Genomic DNA, 18,908 nt, shown 5'->3' with positions numbered 1-18,908 from the left:
AGGACCGAATATACATGCAAATCCTGATAGTTGATGATGAGAAAATGCAACGTGATATGTTGCAGGGATTTCTCGAAAAACAGGGGTATGATGTGTTGAGCGCATCAGGTGGCAGTGAAGCTTTACATCTTTTTCGGAATAATCCTGTGCAGTTGGTTCTTGTTGATCACCGTATGGAGGATATGAATGGAGATGAGGTGCTGGCCCGTATTCGTCAGGAATCTCCCATTGTTCGCGCAATCATGATAACCGCTTACGGCAGTGTTTCTACTGCTGTAAAGGTCATGCAGCTTGGAGCAGATGATTTCCTCGAGAAACCGGTCGATTTACTCGAGCTGCTCGAAAAAATTCGCAGAATAGAACAGGATGTGGTTGCCTCCGAAGAGGCGGAGGATGTGACCACTGCTTTGAGTAACCAGAAATTGCCCATGAATATTATCGGTAGCAGCAGGGAAATGCAGGATTTGCTTTCGCTCGTCCATCGTGCTGCTCCTGTCGAATGGCCTGTTTTGATTCGTGGCGAGACCGGAACCGGTAAGGAGATGGTTGCGAAATGCATACATCTGCTTGGCGAGAGAAAGAACGGTCCTTTTGTTGAGGTTAACTGTGCTGCTGTGCCTGAATCGCTTTTTGAGTCGGAACTGTTCGGGCATGAGAAAGGTTCGTTTACCGGGGCCTCATCCCGGAGACGAGGCAGATTTGAGTTAGCGGAAAAAGGTACGCTGTTTCTTGATGAGGTTGGTGAATTACCGCTGCAACTGCAGGCAAAGCTGCTGCGTGCCCTGCAGGATAAATCAATCAGCCGGGTAGGTAGCGAAAATCAGATTTTTGTTGATGTGCGGGTTATTGCCGCTACAAATAGAGATCTCAAGCAGATGGTAGCAGATGGTACTTTTCGTGAAGATTTGTATTTTAGGTTAAACGTACTCGAACTCTTTATACCACCGCTTCGTGAACGCCGTGGAGATATCGTTGAGCTGGTAGATTTTTTTCTGCAAAAATATAGCGCTGCAACATCATTTGACAGTGATGCACAATCTGTCTTTGTTAAATATGATTTCCCAGGAAATGTCCGTGAGCTTGAGCATATAATTCAGCGCCTGGTTACTTTTGTTCGGGGTAAGGTTATCCGCCTGACCGATCTCCCGATTGAACTGCGTGAGCAACCAGAAGGCGGAGGGATTCTCAGCGACCGCCTTGCAAGGGTAGAGCGACAGATGCTGCTTTCAGCACTGGACCAGTATGATTGGGTGCAGACTCGGGCGGCAGATTCTCTGGGGATCAGTGAGCGTGTATTGCGTTATAAAATGAAAAAATTTGGTATTAGTAGCGCGTCCCAGTCGAAGTAACGCACTGGTAGATTAACGATATCCGCTCATCAAAGTAGTTCTTGACCGGGCAATTGGTAGTTTTCGAAAGGGAGCGCCATTTGAAAATCAGGTTATATATTCATCTGGTAGCGTTTAAGTTTTTGCGCTAGTCCCTGGCGTGTCAGTTTAAGCAGTTTGGCGGCCTGGGATTTGTTGCCTGAAGTTTTTTTCAGTGCCTTTCTGATAAGTTCTTTTTCAAGCTTTTGAACCTGGTCGGGGATGGAAAGCATCATTTTAGAAGATATTTTCTCTGGAATCTCTTTTTTATATTGTTGCAGGCCTGGCGAGCATTTAGTTACTGGTATTATGTTATAATTTGGAGTGAGAGCTACCAGTCGTTCTACCTCCCGCAGGAGTTGTCGAACATTTCCGGGCCATGGATACTCCTCAAAGAGATCCATAAGTTCAGGTGAGAAGCCTGCGACCTGTTTGCCAAAGCGATGGTTGGTTTGATCTAAAAAATGCAGGGAAAGAGGCAGGATATCCTCAGGTCTCTCACGTAGAGGGGGGATCACTATCTCTACGGAAAAAAGCCGGAAATATAAATCTTCTCTGAACGTTCCGTTTTTTACCTCTTCAGTAATGTCCTTATTGGTTGCACATATAATCCGAAGATCATACGAGATAGTTTTTCCACTTCCAAGCCTGCTACCTTCCTGCTCTTCTAGGGCGCGAAGGAATTTCGGTTGAACGGTGATCGGCATTTCTGCAACTTCATCCAGGAATAATGTACCACCACCTGATTCTTCAAACCTGCCTATTCGTGTTGTGTCAGCTCCAGTAAATGCACCCTTTTCGTGGCCGAAAAATTCACTTTCGACGAGACTTTCAGGGATGCAGGCGCAGTTTACCGGCACGAATGACTTATCTTTGCGTTGGCCTCGTTCATGAATCATTCTGGCGATGACATCCTTACCCGTACCGTTTTCTCCCAGCAGCATGACATTGATCGGAGTATTACTGACAACGTTTACCAGATTAAGTACTTCCTGCATGGCTGGGCTTTCAGCGATGAAAATTTGGCCACGTACAGAATTCTGTTCAAGCCTGTCTACCTCTTGTTCCAGGTAGCCTGCGATTCGTATGATTTCCTGATTGAGAACAATTGACTCGATTGAGATAGAAAGAAAGTGCGCGGCCTCCTCAAGCAGGAGCTGGTCTTCTACTGTGAAAGGTTTGTTATCCTTCTTGTTGAGTAATTGAACAGCCCCTGAAACGTTGTGACTGTCGACACCTTTGATTGGAGAGCAGAGCATGTTATGGCAGACAAAACCTGTCTGTTCAGCGACATCTTCATGGAAGCCGCTATGGCTGGTAAGGTCGTTATCGATAACACTGTTGCCGGTGGAAATTGCCTTGCCGGCAATGCTGCCCTCCATTGGAGGTTCAATAGAAATTTCCTGCAACCCGGTTCCGAACATTGAGCAGATTTGATTACTGCCAATATCCATTATGAAAATTGTGCACCGCTCAGCGCCCATCAATTTGGGTAATATTCTCGTGTAGAAAACGACAAATGCTTTGTAGTCATCAAGAGCCCAGGACCGGGTTACATGGGAAAGACGCTGTCTTAGCAGGGTGAGATCTTTATGTGAGGTCAGGTGTGTATCGGGCATATTCTATTGGTAAGTAAGTTTACATGCAGTTTGTTTGATGTTGTAATGTATTTGCTATTTCTCATTATGTCAATTGTTTGAGCTTTAATGTGATGTAAACAAAATTTACATGTTCTCGAGTTTTGAACCTCTGTAGTGACAACGAAGTTGTCATGTGTGTAGGCCTTGCTCAGGTTGCCTGACAACCAGTATTGGTAAACATTTTAGAGCACTCATCCGGAGATTCGGTGAAAGTATGGGGTTCTATCGAAATTTTGAGATTGTTTATCCGGTAAGTGTATGAAAAAATAGAAAATGGCATGACTCATGCTATAGAGTACCCAGAATATATGATAAAAAATCAGGTAAAGAACAATGAAACATTCATTATTTTTTTCTATCCGTGAAGAAATTAACGTCCTGGGTATTCAGAAATGAAAAAACAGACTGCTGTAGCTAAGAAAAAAGAAGCACTGCGTTTTCGAAAGGCTGGAAAATGTTTTGTTATAGGTAAAGCTGCGGGTGACTTTCTTCCTGGCCGAAAACTGCTTGAATCCTACGAGGATCAGTTCAATCGGAGATATATTAAAATAGATGGGCAATTAGAGATGGTCAAAGATGAACACGGCTTTCTGGCTGCCTGATATTAAAGGATAATCCTTGATGATGTAAAATGATCTGTGTTGGAGGGTTGTAGAGAAATTGTGATTAGCCAATGTGAGTCCCCCTCCACTGGTTTGCTACGATCAATGCACACCCTTCAGCGCAGATCGTTTTTTTATAGAAGGGCAGCTTAAATTTATCAGTGTGTGCTTCTAGTGTCATGTCATGTGTCAGATGTCGTAATCATGTGAAGCTTTTTCTCTTCCTGCGAGGCACGAGTGATGGAGCATAGCAGCGCTATGTAACAGAACGAGTAACGAAGTCAGGAAGTGAAAAGGGCGAACAGAATTAGACATCTGAGGCATGACAGGACACTAGTTTCTTAACTCTTCATCTGCCATCTCAGTAACTGCTTTCGGCAGTTCTTTTTTGACCTGTACTCCGAGCTGAGTTAAATGTTGTGCCTGGGCAATCAGGTTTCCCCGACCCTGTGTGAGTTTGTTCATAGCGCTGTCGTATGTCTGATGGCATGTATCAATCTGTTTGCCGATTTTTTCCATATCCTCTACAAATCCTCTGAACTTATCATAGAGGGTGCCGGCTTTTTGAGCGATTTCCAGCGAGTTTCGGCTCTGGTGTTCGTAACGCCAAATATTCTCGATGGTGCGTAAAGTAGCGATCAGGGTGGTTGGAGTAACGACGACAATTTTCTGATTGAGAGCGTCTGAAAAGAGTTTCTCATCATGATTGAAAGCAGCCATAAATGCAGCTTCAATAGGCATGAACATCAGAACCAGATCAAGCGATCGAATGCCTTTGAGTTCTTCATATTTTTTGCCGCCGAGTGATTGGATGTGGTTGCGGATGGCCAGTACCAGATCGGACATTGCTTTATGTTGCTTCTCGCTGTTTTCCGTACTGCAGTATCTTTCCCAGGCGGACAATGAAACCTTGGAATCTATGATAACATCTTTTCCTTCGGGTAGATGAATGATTACATCGGGTTTGAAAAGTCTGTTGTTTTCATCCCTGTATCCTTGTTGAGTCTGGTATTCATGGCCACGTCGCAGGCCGGATTGCTCAAGAACACGCTCAAGTACAAGTTCCCCCCAGTTGCCTTGTAATTTTTTGTCTCCTTTTAACGCACGGGTCAGGTTTATTGCCTCTTCACCCATCTGTCGATTCAGATCCTGAAGTTGCATGAGCTCCTGCTTGAGAGAAGCCCGTTCCCTGGTATCATTCAAATAGGTTTGCCGTATCTCCTGTTTTAATGAATGTAATTGAAGGTGAAAAGGCTGGAGTAGAGCGTCGAGACGTTCTTTCGATTGATTGGTAAAAGTTTGGCTTTTGTCGTCAAAAATCTCTTGAGCAAGAGAGCTGAATTGCAGTTTAAGCTGATCCCGCGCATCTTCGAGTAGAGCGAGTTTTTCTGAAGAATTCCTTCTCTCAGTTTTGAGAAGGGTGATAAGGCGTGCTTCACGAATTTTGTGGTTAGTTATCACATCTTTCAGTTGCTCGTGAGTTTCCTTGGCCAGTTCAAGTTCGTCTTCGCTCTTCATGAGGAGATCATTGAGTTGCTGAATTTTTCGATAGCTGATAGCAAAAATTACTAACAGGATTGCAAAAAAAGCAAAAAAAACAATTGCCTGCGTTGGGTGTGTCGTCAGTGTCTGGCTAAGTTTTTGTAATATTTCCTGGAGCTGTGAAGATTCAAATGGATTCATAGAGTGGCGGATTAGCGCAAGGTCAGGGTTGAAAGTGTGCTTTGGTAGAAATCGTAATCAGCAAATATTTCCTGTTCATAATTGATTACAGGAACATAAAGGTATTGCTATAGCAAGCTGAAATAGGGAGAGAACCTAGCAGTCCGGATAATGACCTGTAGAGTATTGGTATGCATTTGCTCTATTTTTGTTGGATATGTTTTTTAAATCAGTGCCTTATCTGTGGGCTGTGTATCGTTGTGTTATGGTGTGTGAGCTGAAGTCCTGATTTACTTGACTTTGGTGTGAACTCCGTTACAGTATAGCCTGTCTGGCGCTCATGCTGATACTGTTAGGGTGTGGTTTTGAGGTCATACACATATTGGCGCGCATAGTGTGGAGAGTATGTCTTACACATATCTCTGCGGACTGTGCGCAATCTATTCTCAGGGCGGGGTGAAATTCCCCACCGGCGGTGATTTCTATAATAGAAAAGCCCGCGAGCGCCTGCCCAATATAGCAGGGTCAAGCAGATCTGGCGAAATTCCAGAGCCGACGGTTACAGTCCGGAAGGGAGAGGATAGCACAGTGGAGCGATATCGAAATGCTGCTTCACTGGTACGGCTGTGTGTTCACACAGCTGTTCTGTGCTCTTGTACGCCCTGGTTCTGGTAAAAGTAAAAAGGAGAATTACCATGAATCAGTCTTTACTTTCGCAGTTTGGTGATCCGCGTGAGCGGGTTGAAAAAGCACTTGCAGCCTTACAGGCTGGTGAGGGTGTATTGGTCGTAGATGATGAGGATCGTGAGAATGAAGGCGATCTGATCTACTCGGTTGAGCACCTGACCAATGAGCAAATGGCACTTATGATCCGTGAGTGTAGCGGAATAGTGTGCCTCTGCCTGACCGATGAAAAGATACAATCTCTCGGTCTTTCGCCGATGGTTGTCAATAATAGCAGTGCTAATCAGACTGCCTTTACTGTCTCTATTGAAGCAAAAAATGGCGTGACAACAGGTGTTTCTGCTGCTGACAGAGTGACAACGATTAAAACTGCTGCCGCACTGGATGCGAAACCTGAAGATCTTTGTCATCCAGGTCACGTGTTTCCTTTACGGGCGCAACCTGATGGCGTGCTTGCACGTCGTGGTCACACTGAAGGTACCGTTGATCTGATGACGCTTGCCGGACTTCAGCCTGCTGGAATTCTTTGTGAAGTAACAAATGTTGATGGCACCATGGCGCGACTCCCCGAGATTGTTGATTTCGGTAGAAAGCATAATATGGTGGTGCTCACTATAGAAGATATCGTGCAGTATAGAGAAGCGGTTGCTTTAGCTGCGTGATACTTGTAAGTAGTCTGCTTAAAGTACCTGAGGGGATATACTGTCTGGTTAGATAGTATATCCCCTCAGCAGTTTTGAAAGGTAGATTTTTATCCAATCAGCCCGGAGGCCACCCCATCGGTCGTCCGCCAAGTACATGCATGTGCAGGTGGAAAACAAGCTGACCTGAATCGGCGCCGTTATTAATCACCGTCCTGTACCCTTCCTTGATCCCATATTCATCTGCGACTTGTGCCGCTACGCGCATCATTTTGCCGACGAGCGCATCATCACCTTCAGTCATATCCGAAAGATTGATAATATGTTTTTTAGGGATGACCAGAAAATGTTGAGGAGCCTGCGGGGAAATATCCCTGAAGGCGATGACATCGTCATCATCATACAATTTTTCTGCCGGGATATCTCCCGCGATAATTTTACAAAACAGGCAGTCACTCATGGTTATTTCCTCCTGGTGGCTGTTAACCGTGTATCGTGTTTGGGTTGTCCTATGAGGCTGTCCGACAATAGAAAATTTGGCAAAAAGCGAGACATTTTCAAAAAATAAGCACAGCTATGTGGTCGATATTGCGCGCACTGGTTTTCGAGAATTCCGAAGAGTTTGGGCAAAAGGCCATTGTCGGGCAGTCTCCTAGTACTGCTTGGGGTCGAGCAAAGCAGAAAATCGTATACCTACAGACGAATTATCTCTGTTTTTCCTGCTACTTTCTTGAATGTTTACCAGCGTTATATACTACAATCAAGGTTTTACGTAATTTGGCGGCAACTGAGTCAACCAGCGAACCAAAGAGGATACGTGCCATATTGCTTGTTTGTCTGGAACCCATTACAACCAGATCCGCCTCTTCTGCGGACTCAATGATCATGTCAAGTCTGGAATCTGTCGGCACAGCCATAATGGAAACTGTGGGTTGGTGCTGCTGTTTGCTGAGCCACTCTTCAATTTCTCTCTCCCTGGCTATAATATCCTTAGGTTCAGCCTCAGAAGACATCATGTAGAGCAGGTTGAGTCTGTGTTCACCAACCGACGCCAGAGCAGCGATGATTTCGAACATATCATCAAGTTCATCAATATCTGTTAGTGGAACCAGTATCCGCTCTGTATGTAGTTCACCATAGAAGCGTACCACAGTCACAGGACAGTGCACATGTCGTGCGACAGTGTCAAAAAGCTCCTGGAAAGCTGCAATATCGCCTTTGAGTGGGTAGGCCAGTACAAGTGCTTTTGTATTGTGGCATTCAACAGCAGCGACCAGTCCGGCGGCAAGGTCCGGGCCGGGAGCTAGCTCTGTTACGAGATTAGAACCCATGTTTTGTACTTCTGCATGTTCATCATAAAAGAGGTGGTCAAGATCCTTGTGGTCTTTTTCTGTCGGCAACAACCGCACAGACATAGGCAGGCATTTATTGTAATAAGCAAGAATTGTAGCTGTTCTGGCAAGTCCTCTTGCTGTGGTTTGTTCGACAGCATGAAAGATGATGAAACCTTCAGGGTCTTTAGTCATTTTAAGCTTACGCCATTTCCAGGGAATGATCCTGAAAGTTTCATCAAGTGAGCAGATGGAGGCTCCGGTTTCATCAAGTTTTTCCTCCTGGCTTTTATGTACTTCTCCTGCTCGGGTGAGTGCAAATCTCGCACTAACGGGACCTATAAGTTCTGAGAGGAATACACCTGTAAGTACTATGGGAGTGATCACTTCGGCGTAGGGCATGAGTATTTCATCAGACGACAGAAGAAAGATGAGCCCAATGGCAACTCCTGCCTGCGGGACCATTGCAAATCCAAGATATTTCCTGACCTCTGCAGGTGAGTTGGCCAACTGAGCCCCGATATTAACGCCACAGATTTTTCCGCTCACAGTGGACAGAAAGTAAATGATTCCAAGGATACCGGCGTTTCGAAGTGATTGAATATCCAGATGAGTCCCTGCCAGGGTGAAAAAAAGTACATAAATAGGTGGTTCAAAACTATTTAATGCTCTGAATACCCGCACGTCACGTTCAGCCTTGTTTACAAGGCAGAAACCTGCGGCCATTCCTGCAAGCAGGGGAGAAAGATGCAGAAATAAGGCGATCTCTCCACAGAGGAGGAGTGTAGCCAGGCCTGCAGTCATGATTTCGCTCAGTTCCTGCAATTTCCCAAGAATCATGACGAGAATAGTGCCTGTGAGGAGGCCTAGTAGCAGGGAGCCGATAATTTCTATTGCACTGCCACCGATAGATATTAATAGCGGATTTCCTGAAAATCCAAGAACTTGATGAGCGATTGAGACTATGAGACCGAAAATAATGATTGCCAGTCCGTCATCAATTGCAACTATAGCCATGAGTGTTGATGTAAGCGGGCCTTTGGCCTTTAATTCCCTGATTACCAGGAGGGTTGCTGCGGGGGCAGTGGCTATACCGATAGAACCCAGAAGCATTGATAACACAATGTAATCACGGGGAGCCCAGCCGACAACTTCAAACCCTGTGAGGTAGATGGTGCTATATATCGCGGTTGTAACAACGGTAAATGCTGCTGCAGCCTCAAAAAAGCCAATCCATTTCAGACTACGGGTATGTTCTTTGAGCTTTTTAAGCTCGATATGCTCACCAATACCAAAGGCGATGAGCATGAGGGCGATTTGGGTGAAATGGGTCAGGTTGTCGCCGATTCTATCTTCAGAGATGATGTCGAAACCTGTGGGGCCCAGGAGCATGCCCGCAAGAATGTACCCTGTAACTGTGGGGAGATGAAAACGTTGACAGATTTTACTTACTGCGAGGCCTGAAGCAAGGAGAATGGCGATACTGAATGTTACCATAGTCTTAATGTCCTTGAAATCCGGTTGCGTTTACCTCTATGCAGGATGAGGCTGATAGTTTCAGTGAACTGTAGTTATCAAAGCATACTCCAAGTATAAGTCCCTATTTCGGGAAGTGTCAAACGAGTGGTAAAGCGGGTACGTAGATAGAATAATGCCGGAAAAGGAAAACTCCTTTTCCGGCATTATGTTGGAAGAGTTCGGATATTATTTGGTGTAAGCGAAAGTCAACTTGTCGTCTTTTAGACCGACGCTTGCTTCACCACCGCGGGTCAGTTCGCCAAAAAGAATTTCTTCGGTCATTACATCGCCGATCTCTTTCATTATGAGGCGACGTAGTGGGCGTGCACCAAAATCGGGATCGTATCCGTTAGTAGCTAACCAGGTGCGTGCTTCATTGCTGAGTTTAATACTGACTTTCTTTTCAGCAAGTTGCTCTTGAAGTTCGACGATAAGTTTTTCGACAACCTTCTCTACAACCAAAGGTTCGAGTTTTGAGAATGAAACAATTGCGTCCAGCCTGTTTCTGAACTCAGGTGCAAAGAGTTTATTGATAACTGTTTTATCTTTGCCTTTTTCGTTTGTAACAAAGCCTATGGATTTGGTTGTCATTTCACGGGCCCCCGCATTTGTCGTCATAATAATGATAACGTTGCGAAAGTCTGCCTTACGGCCGGAGTTGTCTGTAAGGGTGGAATGATCCATCACCTGCAGAAGGATAGAAAAAATATCGGGATGAGCCTTTTCTATTTCGTCAAGCAGCAGGATGGAATACGGGTGTTTACGAATAGCCTCTGTGAGCAGACCACCCTGGTCAAAACCAACATAACCTGGAGGAGAACCGATGAGTCGGGCAACTGCATGTTTCTCCATGTACTCACTCATGTCAAAACGTTCAAAATGTATATTGAGCACCTGGCTGAGTTGACGCGCCACCTCTGTTTTACCTACACCGGTAGGGCCGGCAAAGAGAAAACTGCCTGTTGGTGAGTCAGGGTTACCAAGACCTGCCCGTGAACGCTTCACTGCAGAAACAACGGCATCAATAGCTTCATCCTGGCCAAAAATGACCTTTTGCAATTTCGGGGTAAGTTCTTTAAGTGAACTCACATCCGAACTCGCTCCGGTTTTTGCAGGAATTCTGGCAATGCGGGAAACAACTTTTTCAACATCACCTACTTTGACCATGGAATTAAGTCTACCCTCAAGCCTGAACATGGAACCGACCTCGTCCATAATATCAATAGCTTTATCGGGGAGAAAGCGCTCGTTGATGTAACGTTTACTCAGTTCAGCCATCGCCTTGATCGAGTTTTTTGAGTACCTGATCTGATGGTGTTCTTCATATTTGCCCTGCAGTCCTCTCAGGATCAAAACGGTGTCATCAACTGCGGGCTCCTCTATATCTATTTTTTGGAATCGGCGTGATAAGGCGCGATCTTTTTCAATCTGGTTTTTGTACTCTTCATAGGTCGTTGAACCTATGCAGCGCAGAATTCCTGCCTGCAGTGCAGGTTTCAGCAGGTTGGATGCATCCATGGAGCCGCCTGAAGTCGCGCCGGCACCGACTATAGTGTGCATTTCATCAATAAAGAGAATCGCGTTCTGTTTCTTTTCAATTGCAGAAACAACAGATTTGAGTCGTTTTTCAAAGTCGCCTCTGTACTTGGTTCCGGCAACGAGTGTCCCCATATCCAGCAGGTGAATTTCAATATCCTGTAATAGATCGGGCACAATCGCCTTCTCGTTACGCTTGCGGGCTTCTTTATCCTCATGGATGCGAAGGGCAAGACCTTCAGCCATCGCTGTTTTACCAACACCAGGCTCACCAACCAGCAGGGGATTATTCTTCTTTCTGCGGCACAGTACCTGCATTATCCTGCTTATCTCTTTTTCACGGCCTATAAGCGGGTCAAGGCGACCTTCTGCAGCATATCTGGAAAGATTGATGGTGAATTCATTAAGGGCTTTATCGTCTTTGGGCTGGTCCTTGGAATCGTCCTCTTCCGGGGGATTCGGTAGCGGCTCCTGTTGAAGTCCATCTGGAATTTCATGGGAGATAAAATTGACGACAGCCATTCGACCGACGCCGACTGAGCTCAGAAAAAATACTGCATGAGATTCGGCTTCAGAGAATATTGAAACCAGAACATCACCGCTATCCACTTCTTTTTTGCCGCAACTCTGGACATGAGCCACAGCGCGCTGGAGTACCCTGTTAAATGCCAGGGTTTGTGTGGGCTCCTGCTGGCTGGGCTGCGAAAGTGTGGGGATATCACCTAAAAAGAACTTTTCAAGTCGCTCTTTAAGTATTTCAATAGAGCCACCACACTCGTTAATTATGTAACTGGCAAGGTCATCGTTTAGAAGGCCATAGAGCAGATGCTCAACGGTTACATATTCGTGGTTGTGGTTTTTTGCCTCTCTGATTGCTCTAATCAGGGATTTTTCAAGTGTCTTGCTCAGCATAATATTCTCTATCCTGGGGTTGCCACCCCGGCTGATCTAGGCTTTTTCCATAGAGCAGCGCAGGGGAAACTCATTTTTTCGGGCCAGTTCATGAACCAGGGCTATTTTGGTTTCACATATCTCTCGAGTATAGATGCCCGCTATACCGGTTCCTTTCTCGTGCACATTTAACATAATGCGTGTTGCTTCCGGTGGTGACTTGTGAAAAATGTTTTCAAGGATCATAACGACAAATTCCATAGAGGTGTAGTCGTCATTATGTAATAGTGCTTTGTAGAGAGGTGGCTCCTGAACTTCAATCCAATCTTTGGTAGCCACCGAACTCTGATGGTCGTCTTTTCTCTCGGGCATGGTTGACGCTTCGTGTTATGATAGAAATTTTAAATTGTTACTCAATGGTTTCTGATAAGTCTTAATTTAAGGTAATTCATAACCAGACATTTTCAATACACAAAAAACATTGATGTTAAGGGCTTCAAAAGAAACGCTCAGAACCTTCAGATTATAATACATAACCAATCTGAACACTGTGTCAGCGTTTCAACATTGCAAGAAACAGTTCTTCAAGGACAATGTGTTGAGGCAGTGGCGAGCCTTTCAGCCTGAACTCTGCCTCTAATAGAAGTGTAAGCCAAATTTTTAACTGATTACAGGAAAATTCGCTGGCTTTGGTGAAACTCATAAAAAGAGCATAGGGATGACCGCCTAAAAGGTCGGTCCATTCTCCTTGCGCTTTGATCGCAGGCAAGTAGCCGGATTGGAATTGTTTGGCGCTCATTCCGTTATGCCATGTCGGTGAATGCTGCATTTGGAAAGAACGGAATATTAGTAGCTTTCTTATGAAATTACGCATTGTTGCGAGAATTGCAAGGGCGTGTGTTCCGTTGTCCTGCAGACGATTAAGAATGGTCAGCGTTTTGCCTGTCTGGCGTTTGCTGAAAGCATCTGTTAGTTCAAAGAGCGCGTCTTCTCTGCTTCGCCCAACCATCTCTTCAAGGTCATTACAGGTGATTTGCGGTCTATCGCCCACATACAGAGCGAGTTTTTCTGTTTCGGTGACAACGGCTACCGGATGAAATCCAACCCTATCAAAAAAAAGTTCAAGTGCACGTGGTTCTATTCTTTTGCCAAGAGCTGCAAGGGTTTTCTGCATCATCTCCAGCAAAACTTCTTTTTGTTCTTTTTGCGCTGCTGAACCAGCACCTGCAGCGACGGAACAATCTACAGCTAAAAATTTATCTTTGATGAACTTGAAGAACTTCTGCCGCTTGTCAAAGGTTTCGGCTGTGAGAATGAGTACATTTTGCGATGGAATTCCTGAACTGAATGTATCTATATAGCGGTCTACGATGTTCGTTGCACCACCTTTGGGCATCCTGCCTGTTCCTACAGCCTGAGACAGTAGGCTGTCAGCCCAGCTGAGGTCTCCCGACGGTTTACCAAAGGAATATATTTTTTCCCATTGGGAGCCTGAAATCTCAGAAAATGGAGTCGGGCTTTCTATATCTATGGAGCCAAGTTTGGCAAAAGCGGAAATATGACGCATTGCAGCAGCATGCTTACCTGAATCATTGTTCTGTTTTGCTTTTTCCCAGATTTTCCCGGCAACGGTTTTACTGTGGAATATACGACTGTCAGATACGCGATACACCTGGCGCCCGGGGAGCAGGCTGAAGCTGAGTAGTTTTGATAAGGTCTGCCCGGGGTCTTCATTGTCACCGTCAATTGGATTAACCGCACCTTTTCCAGCCTTGAGCAGTGCTGTCTGCAGTTGATCTGCAGCTTCCTTACACAGATAACGCTCCCCAAAAAATAAAAATATCGGCGTGTTGTTGAGCTGTTTGGGGTCAGCTAAAAGTTTTGTAAGGTCGTTACGTTTGATCTGCGGCATAATGATAATCTGGGATGACTCTCGCGTGGTAGTGGTGCGTTATTTCTGACTGATTTAGTATCTTACATCTTTACTCGTTTTTCACAGCCACTGACAAGAGTGTATATAAAAAAACCGGTATTCCAGATGAATTATTATAAGCAATATGCCGATTTGATTCCTTGCACTACATATTAAATTTTAAATTTACCCACAAGTTCATTTAGCTGACGGGCAAGTGATAGCAGATCAGTCGAGCTTTCACTGACTTTAGTGGCATTGCCTGTCATGCTCGCGGCAATATCATCTACCTGCATTATCGAGGCAGCAATATCGCCAGCTACTGTGGAGTTATCCGCTACGCGTTCATTTACTTCTGCGATACCAAGGGCAGCCTGAGAAACATTGTTGGAAATTTCCTGGGTGGTTACTGCCTGCTCTTCAACGGCAGTTGCGATGGTTGTCACCAGATCGTTTACAGAGTGGATTACTTCTGTGATATTTTCAATCTCTGTGACGGTGGTATCTGTTGAGTTCTGGATTCCCTGAATACGCGTTTTGATATCCTGGGTAGCTGAGGCTGTTTGCTTTGCGAGTTCTTTTATCTCATTTGCAACTACTGCAAATCCTCGGCCTGCATCACCTGCGCGAGCTGCTTCGATGGTCGCATTCAGGGCAAGTAGATTGGTCTGTTCTGATATTTCTGTGATAACTTCTGTTACCTTGCTGATTTCCTGCGCGGCACTGCCAAGTTCGTCTACCTGTTGGGAGGTGATTTTTGCTTTTTGAACTGCTTCACTGGTTACAACACGAGCTTTTTCAGAATTTTTGGCTATTTCATTAACTGTTGCTGTCATCTCTTCAGTTGCCGTAGCAACCATACTGACATTGGTAGCTGCTTCTTCGCTTGCAGCCGCTACTGAATTCATCTGGTTACTGAGCTGATTTGAGGCGTCTGCAGCTTCTTTGGATTGCTCGGAAACGCGGCCTGCTCCGCTGGAGACTGATTCAGAGACGTCTGACATATCAGCTGAAGCGTTTTGTAGAGTCTTGGCATTTCCTGTAATATCGCCAACCAGGTTCTGCATCCGCTCGATAAAACGATTAAATACTGATGCCAGCTTACCGAGTTCGTCTCGGCTTTTCAATTCAAGTCTTTTGGTAAGATCACCTTCACCCTCAACCAGATCTGTCACCATGGCGGTTAACGCATTGAGTGGTCGGATTGCCACGATGTTTAGTATGATAATTATCGCGGCAATGAGCAAGGCGACGACCGCTACCGCAATGCCTATCTGGATGAGGACTGCATTGCGTTTTGAGCTTTCCACATTTTCGCTGAACTCGGTTATCCTTTTTTGGCTTGAAGACTTTTCTTTTTCCATCGCCTCAATAACGATTCGGTCTGTATAATATATTGTCACTGAACCAACTTTTTCATCTGTGACGAAACTGTCGGCTGAAACTGCAAGGTCGTTATTGAGCTGCAAATTGTCTGGCAGCTCGGTAGCGTTAGTGATTTCTGGATTTTTCCAGATAGCAAAAAAAGGCGAATCTCCGTCATCGAGGACTTTCACAGCTAACACGCCCGGTGATTTCATGTATCCTGATAACATCCGCTCCATTGAAACAGCGTCAAAGTTATAAAGTAAGGTTGCGGATGCGCCGGCTAGCATATCTATATTGTTGGCGATATTTTCTTGTAATTCCGATTTCTTCAATTTGCCCTGGTTCTCGATGAGTGATTCAACTTCCTCGCTGTATTGATCGAAGATTGAGGTTACAAGCTGATTTTCGAGATAACTCGTAATGCCTGTGTTTAGTCCAAGAAGGATGAGGATAAGGATGCCGCAACTGACTGAAGTTTTAAGGGCAATACTTACAGAGCGGGATGAAGTCGAACTATCCTTAGAGCTAGGCAGCATAAGAGCGCCTCCGATTGTGGAAAAAGTGTTTTAAGTGGGGTCTTCAAGAAGTATAGCACTCTGTGAATTAATCCCCAAAAAAAATCAGGATTTTCGTAATGCTGTTTGATGTGATGAGAAATCCGGGCTAACACGGATGAAATGCACGAGTCTGCGATGGTGAGTATATCTCATACTTTGGAATATGAGGCTGGATAATTGGATCTTGTGATTTCGGGGTGCTTTGATCTGTGTTGATGAAGACGTTGGAGTAAGAAAAAGGTCAGGGAGGTCAGCAACTATCCGACTAAATCGGCTGGTCGAATTCCGACCTCCCGTCGCATGGCAATTACCAGTAATTACTAAGGCCTGATAATTTCACAATCACAGGCGGGATCGGTGATATCAAGAAGTAAAAATTTAACATCATAGCCATGTTTTTTCAGTTCCTGATAGGCCAGGTCCGCCCTGGCACCTGTTGAGCAATGGATAAATATTCGTTTATCACGAGGAATTGAAGAAATACGTTTGGGTACTTCATCAAGAGGTATATTTACGGTGTTTTCAAATTTACCGAATTCTGCAATCTCTTCGACTGTTCGGGCATCGATAACATAGGTGTCCGGTAGTTTACCTGATACGGCTTGTTTGAATTCTGCAACAGATACCTCGCCCTTACCCAGTTTTCTGACCCAGCGTATTTCGTTTGAGAATATTGGTCCTTCCTCTATGGCTCCACCAGCTGCAACCCAGCCTTCATAGTTGCCTTTTACGAGTGAAACTTTCCGGAAACCTTCATCCTTTAGGTCTTCATAGGCGTCCATTACGTCTTCTACACTGTTACTGTAGAGCACCACAGGGGCATTGTGGGGGATATCGTCAACTCTATCATCAAGTTCTTCATATGGGACAACCACTGCTCTCGGGATTCTTCCCTTAACAGGGCTGCCATCCTTTCGTAAATCAAGGAGAACAATATTGCCATTTTCGACAAATGTGTTGGAAGCAAAGAGCGGATATCCTTCCTTGGACCAGGCAGGTTCTCCAGCAAGGAATACGCGAACATTGTTATAGCCAAGTTTTTTCGCCAGACCGGCGTTTGCTGTGGACATGCCTCAGGTGGGGCCTCCACAATAAAAAATCAGCAGCTTGTCTTTATCGTCAGGCAGGATTGCTGATTGCTGTTTTTTGAGTTTTGCTACCGGAATGGAGATAGAGCCGGGAATATGTGCTTCGTCATATCTTGAGGTTGGGCGAGCATCGACCAGTGTCATCTCTGTATTTGTTTCTATGAGTGCGTGCATCTCATCTACGTTGATTTCGGTAACACCCGGTGGAAGCTTGGCAAGTTTTGGTTTGATAACTGTTGCGAATTTGTCTTCGCCCCGCTGCTCCCAGGCAATTATTGCCGCTTCACCTTTTTTTGCAAATTCGATACCTTGAGTTTGATCATCAAACTTAACCAGCATAGTTTTTGCTGAGTCGCCTTTGCCTACTTGTATTGAGATTGCTTTTGCTTTATTGGATTTGCCGACCACTGAACCTTTGTAGACGTTTTGCTTTTGTACCTGTTCAATCTGCGTTTGAGTCGTAACGGATTGTGCTGTCTGGGTTGTTGTAGAACACCCATAGGAAAAGATGGCCAGAGAGATCGCGACGATGGCGAATCTTGTGTTGAGCTTTTTCTTCATTGATAACCTCCTGTTAGCTGCATGCATTTGATGTGATACTTTTAAAGTTACAGTACGACAGAAATTAATAATTAAATTAAACACTGTAATGATCCTATGCACAATATATTATTTGCAGTTGCAAGGTGTGAAGAGTAGGAAACGGACGATTCATTATGAACGTTAAGGGATGCTCCTTGCTGGGATAGCGTCTGTTGCTGTATCAGCGATGAATAAATGCAGTCGCCTTCAATATGCTCTCAACGTATCTATTAATCATTATTGCCTTTGGCGAGAATGGCAAGGAGAAGTACAAAAAAACACTGAACAAGATTGTAGAGAGGAACCTGAAGGTTTGGGGGCATCATGTAAATCACCACGATTGCCGGCAACCAGACAAACCAATTGGAGATAATGATGGTAGGAAGTGTCATAAAGACAAATGTACGGTTGATCTGATTGCGGAATTCCTTGAAGTCAAAATTGCACTCTTTCCAAAGATAGGCGAGCGAAATAGACGGTACCATCCAGAGCGATCCGTAAAACACCTGATCGAACCCTGTCTTTATCAGTGCCGTCTGCCAGTCGTTGCTTATTCCGAATATATGTCCCTGAAGTCTATAAAACAGATCGACTTCTGCCCCTTTAATACACCAGAAGAGTACATAAAAAAGGAGTTGGCCCCGAGGGTTAAATGTGATTTTACCAGTGAGGTACAGAATACAAAACGGAATGAGGCCGCCAAAAAGCGCGGTTGAAATCATGGCAAAAAAAATACCGTATTCAGCCTTGAGATTGGCGAAAAAAGAAAATGCCGGCATCGCAGCCGGCCAGAAATAATATGAAATCCCCAGAGAGATCGCGATAATCTGGAGGATTACACCGGGGATGAGATTTTTCTTAAATGCATGTGTTGCATTGGCAAGAACAGAGCGAATATTCATGAAGTGGAATATGAAAAGAAGTAAAAAACAGTAGAATCAGAAAGGAAAAACTCCATTTTCGTAGAGAATATTCAGCCCAATACCCCAAAGCACAACACCGCCCATTAATTCAGCATAGGTGCTCAGCTTTTGAAAGGAAGAAACTTTTTTGCCAAGATGCATACCAGTTATAGTAAAAGCGGCTGCAACAATGCCTATTATGATCGCAGGAGTAATAATAGAGATAGACAGCATTGACATGCTGAAACCTACCGCCAGAGCATCAATGCTGGTGGCGATAGAAAGAATAACCATGGTCATTCCTTTTGTTGAATCTTTTCGTGGTTCATCACTCTCCTGATCAAACTGGAGGGCTTCTCTCAGCATATTGGAGCCGACGGCAGCGAGCAGCGCAAAGGCTATCCAATGTGCATAGTTCTCCACAAACGTGTGTATTGCATTGCCCAGCCACCAGCCGAGAACTGGCATCAGAGCCTGGAACAAGCCAAAGTGCCAGGAGAGGCGGAAGGTCTGTCTGGCACTTATCTTTTTTAGGCTGATGCCAACGGCGATGGAAACGGCAAAGGCGTCCATTGCCAAGGCGACAGCAATTCCGAGAATGCTTAATAATGACATAAGTATATATGA

At 44.9% G+C, this 18,908-nt stretch carries 15 protein-coding genes and 1 riboswitch; of the genes, 3 read left to right on the top strand and 12 right to left on the bottom strand.

From position 1 onward, the window contains the following. Positions 1-14 precede the first annotated feature (14 nt). A complete protein-coding gene (locus tag FCL46_RS20190) occupies positions 15-1,349 on the top strand; it encodes a sigma-54-dependent transcriptional regulator (RefSeq protein ID WP_136805922.1) in 1,335 nt (444 codons plus the stop codon). A gap of 92 nt (positions 1,350-1,441) precedes the next feature. Here FCL46_RS20190 and FCL46_RS20185 read toward each other — a convergent pair whose 3' ends face one another. Continuing rightward, positions 1,442-2,986 (bottom strand): sigma-54-dependent Fis family transcriptional regulator, encoded by a 1,545-nt coding sequence (locus FCL46_RS20185; protein ID WP_136805921.1) that lies wholly within the window; start codon positions 2,984-2,986, stop codon positions 1,442-1,444. A 413-nt stretch (positions 2,987-3,399) separates the two neighbouring features. Here FCL46_RS20185 and FCL46_RS20180 point away from each other — a divergent pair, with 413 nt between their 5' ends. Further along, on the top strand, positions 3,400-3,609 hold the full coding sequence (locus tag FCL46_RS20180; protein ID WP_136805920.1) for a hypothetical protein: 210 nt from the start codon (positions 3,400-3,402) through the stop codon (positions 3,607-3,609). 333 nt (positions 3,610-3,942) lie between these two features. Here the strand turns inward: FCL46_RS20180 and FCL46_RS20175 are convergent, their stop codons facing one another. Further along, on the bottom strand, positions 3,943-5,292 hold the full coding sequence (locus FCL46_RS20175; protein ID WP_136805919.1) for a DNA recombination protein RmuC: 1,350 nt from the start codon (positions 5,290-5,292) through the stop codon (positions 3,943-3,945). Between the two features lie 417 nt (positions 5,293-5,709). Beyond that, positions 5,710-5,857: riboswitch (FMN riboswitch) on the top strand. Between the two features lie 109 nt (positions 5,858-5,966). On the opposite strand from FCL46_RS20175, the gene ribB reads away from it, so the two are divergent. Continuing rightward, positions 5,967-6,617 (top strand): 3,4-dihydroxy-2-butanone-4-phosphate synthase, encoded by a 651-nt coding sequence (ribB, locus tag FCL46_RS20170; RefSeq protein ID WP_136805918.1) that lies wholly within the window; start codon positions 5,967-5,969, stop codon positions 6,615-6,617. Positions 6,618-6,714: 97 nt separating this feature from the next. On the opposite strand, the gene FCL46_RS20165 is transcribed toward ribB, so the two are convergent. The 10 genes from FCL46_RS20165 to FCL46_RS20120 form a co-directional block, all read right to left on the bottom strand. Then, positions 6,715-7,056: a histidine triad nucleotide-binding protein gene (locus FCL46_RS20165; protein WP_136805917.1), complete on the bottom strand. Its 342-nt coding sequence runs from the start codon at positions 7,054-7,056 to the stop codon at positions 6,715-6,717. A gap of 262 nt (positions 7,057-7,318) precedes the next feature. Next, the gene (locus FCL46_RS20160) at positions 7,319-9,424 is read right to left on the bottom strand and encodes a cation:proton antiporter domain-containing protein (RefSeq protein ID WP_136805916.1); all 2,106 of its coding nucleotides are present in this window, start codon (positions 9,422-9,424) and stop codon (positions 7,319-7,321) included. A 207-nt stretch (positions 9,425-9,631) separates the two neighbouring features. Next, positions 9,632-11,893: an ATP-dependent Clp protease ATP-binding subunit ClpA gene (clpA, locus tag FCL46_RS20155; protein ID WP_136805915.1), complete on the bottom strand. Its 2,262-nt coding sequence runs from the start codon at positions 11,891-11,893 to the stop codon at positions 9,632-9,634. A gap of 36 nt (positions 11,894-11,929) precedes the next feature. Beyond that, positions 11,930-12,244: an ATP-dependent Clp protease adapter ClpS gene (clpS, locus tag FCL46_RS20150; RefSeq protein ID WP_136805914.1), complete on the bottom strand. Its 315-nt coding sequence runs from the start codon at positions 12,242-12,244 to the stop codon at positions 11,930-11,932. A 181-nt stretch (positions 12,245-12,425) separates the two neighbouring features. Next, positions 12,426-13,784: a DNA polymerase III subunit delta gene (gene holA, locus FCL46_RS20145; protein WP_136805913.1), complete on the bottom strand. Its 1,359-nt coding sequence runs from the start codon at positions 13,782-13,784 to the stop codon at positions 12,426-12,428. Between the two features lie 173 nt (positions 13,785-13,957). Continuing rightward, entirely contained in the window at positions 13,958-15,688 is a 1,731-nt protein-coding gene (locus tag FCL46_RS20140; protein ID WP_136805912.1) for a methyl-accepting chemotaxis protein, read from the bottom strand. Between the two features lie 341 nt (positions 15,689-16,029). Beyond that, positions 16,030-16,779 carry a rhodanese-like domain-containing protein gene (locus FCL46_RS20135; RefSeq protein WP_136805911.1) on the bottom strand — a complete coding sequence of 250 codons (750 nt, stop codon included), beginning with the start codon at positions 16,777-16,779 and terminating at the stop codon, positions 16,030-16,032. A gap of 3 nt (positions 16,780-16,782) precedes the next feature. Beyond that, positions 16,783-17,358 (bottom strand): rhodanese-like domain-containing protein, encoded by a 576-nt coding sequence (locus FCL46_RS20130; RefSeq protein ID WP_167505766.1) that lies wholly within the window; start codon positions 17,356-17,358, stop codon positions 16,783-16,785. Positions 17,359-17,609: 251 nt separating this feature from the next. Next, positions 17,610-18,281, bottom strand: a complete 672-nt coding sequence (locus FCL46_RS20125) for a hypothetical protein (protein ID WP_136805909.1) — start codon at positions 18,279-18,281, stop codon at positions 17,610-17,612. 36 nt (positions 18,282-18,317) lie between these two features. Continuing rightward, positions 18,318-18,896 (bottom strand): manganese efflux pump MntP, encoded by a 579-nt coding sequence (locus FCL46_RS20120; protein WP_136805908.1) that lies wholly within the window; start codon positions 18,894-18,896, stop codon positions 18,318-18,320. Positions 18,897-18,908: the final 12 nt, after the last annotated feature.

It is taken from the genome of Desulfosediminicola flagellatus (assembly GCF_005116655.2).
Taxonomy (GTDB): Bacteria; Desulfobacterota; Desulfobulbia; order Desulfobulbales; family Desulfocapsaceae; genus Desulfopila; species Desulfopila flagellata.
The sequence above is the reverse complement of the archived record's forward strand: the minus strand, read 5'-3'. Positions and strand labels throughout refer to the sequence as shown.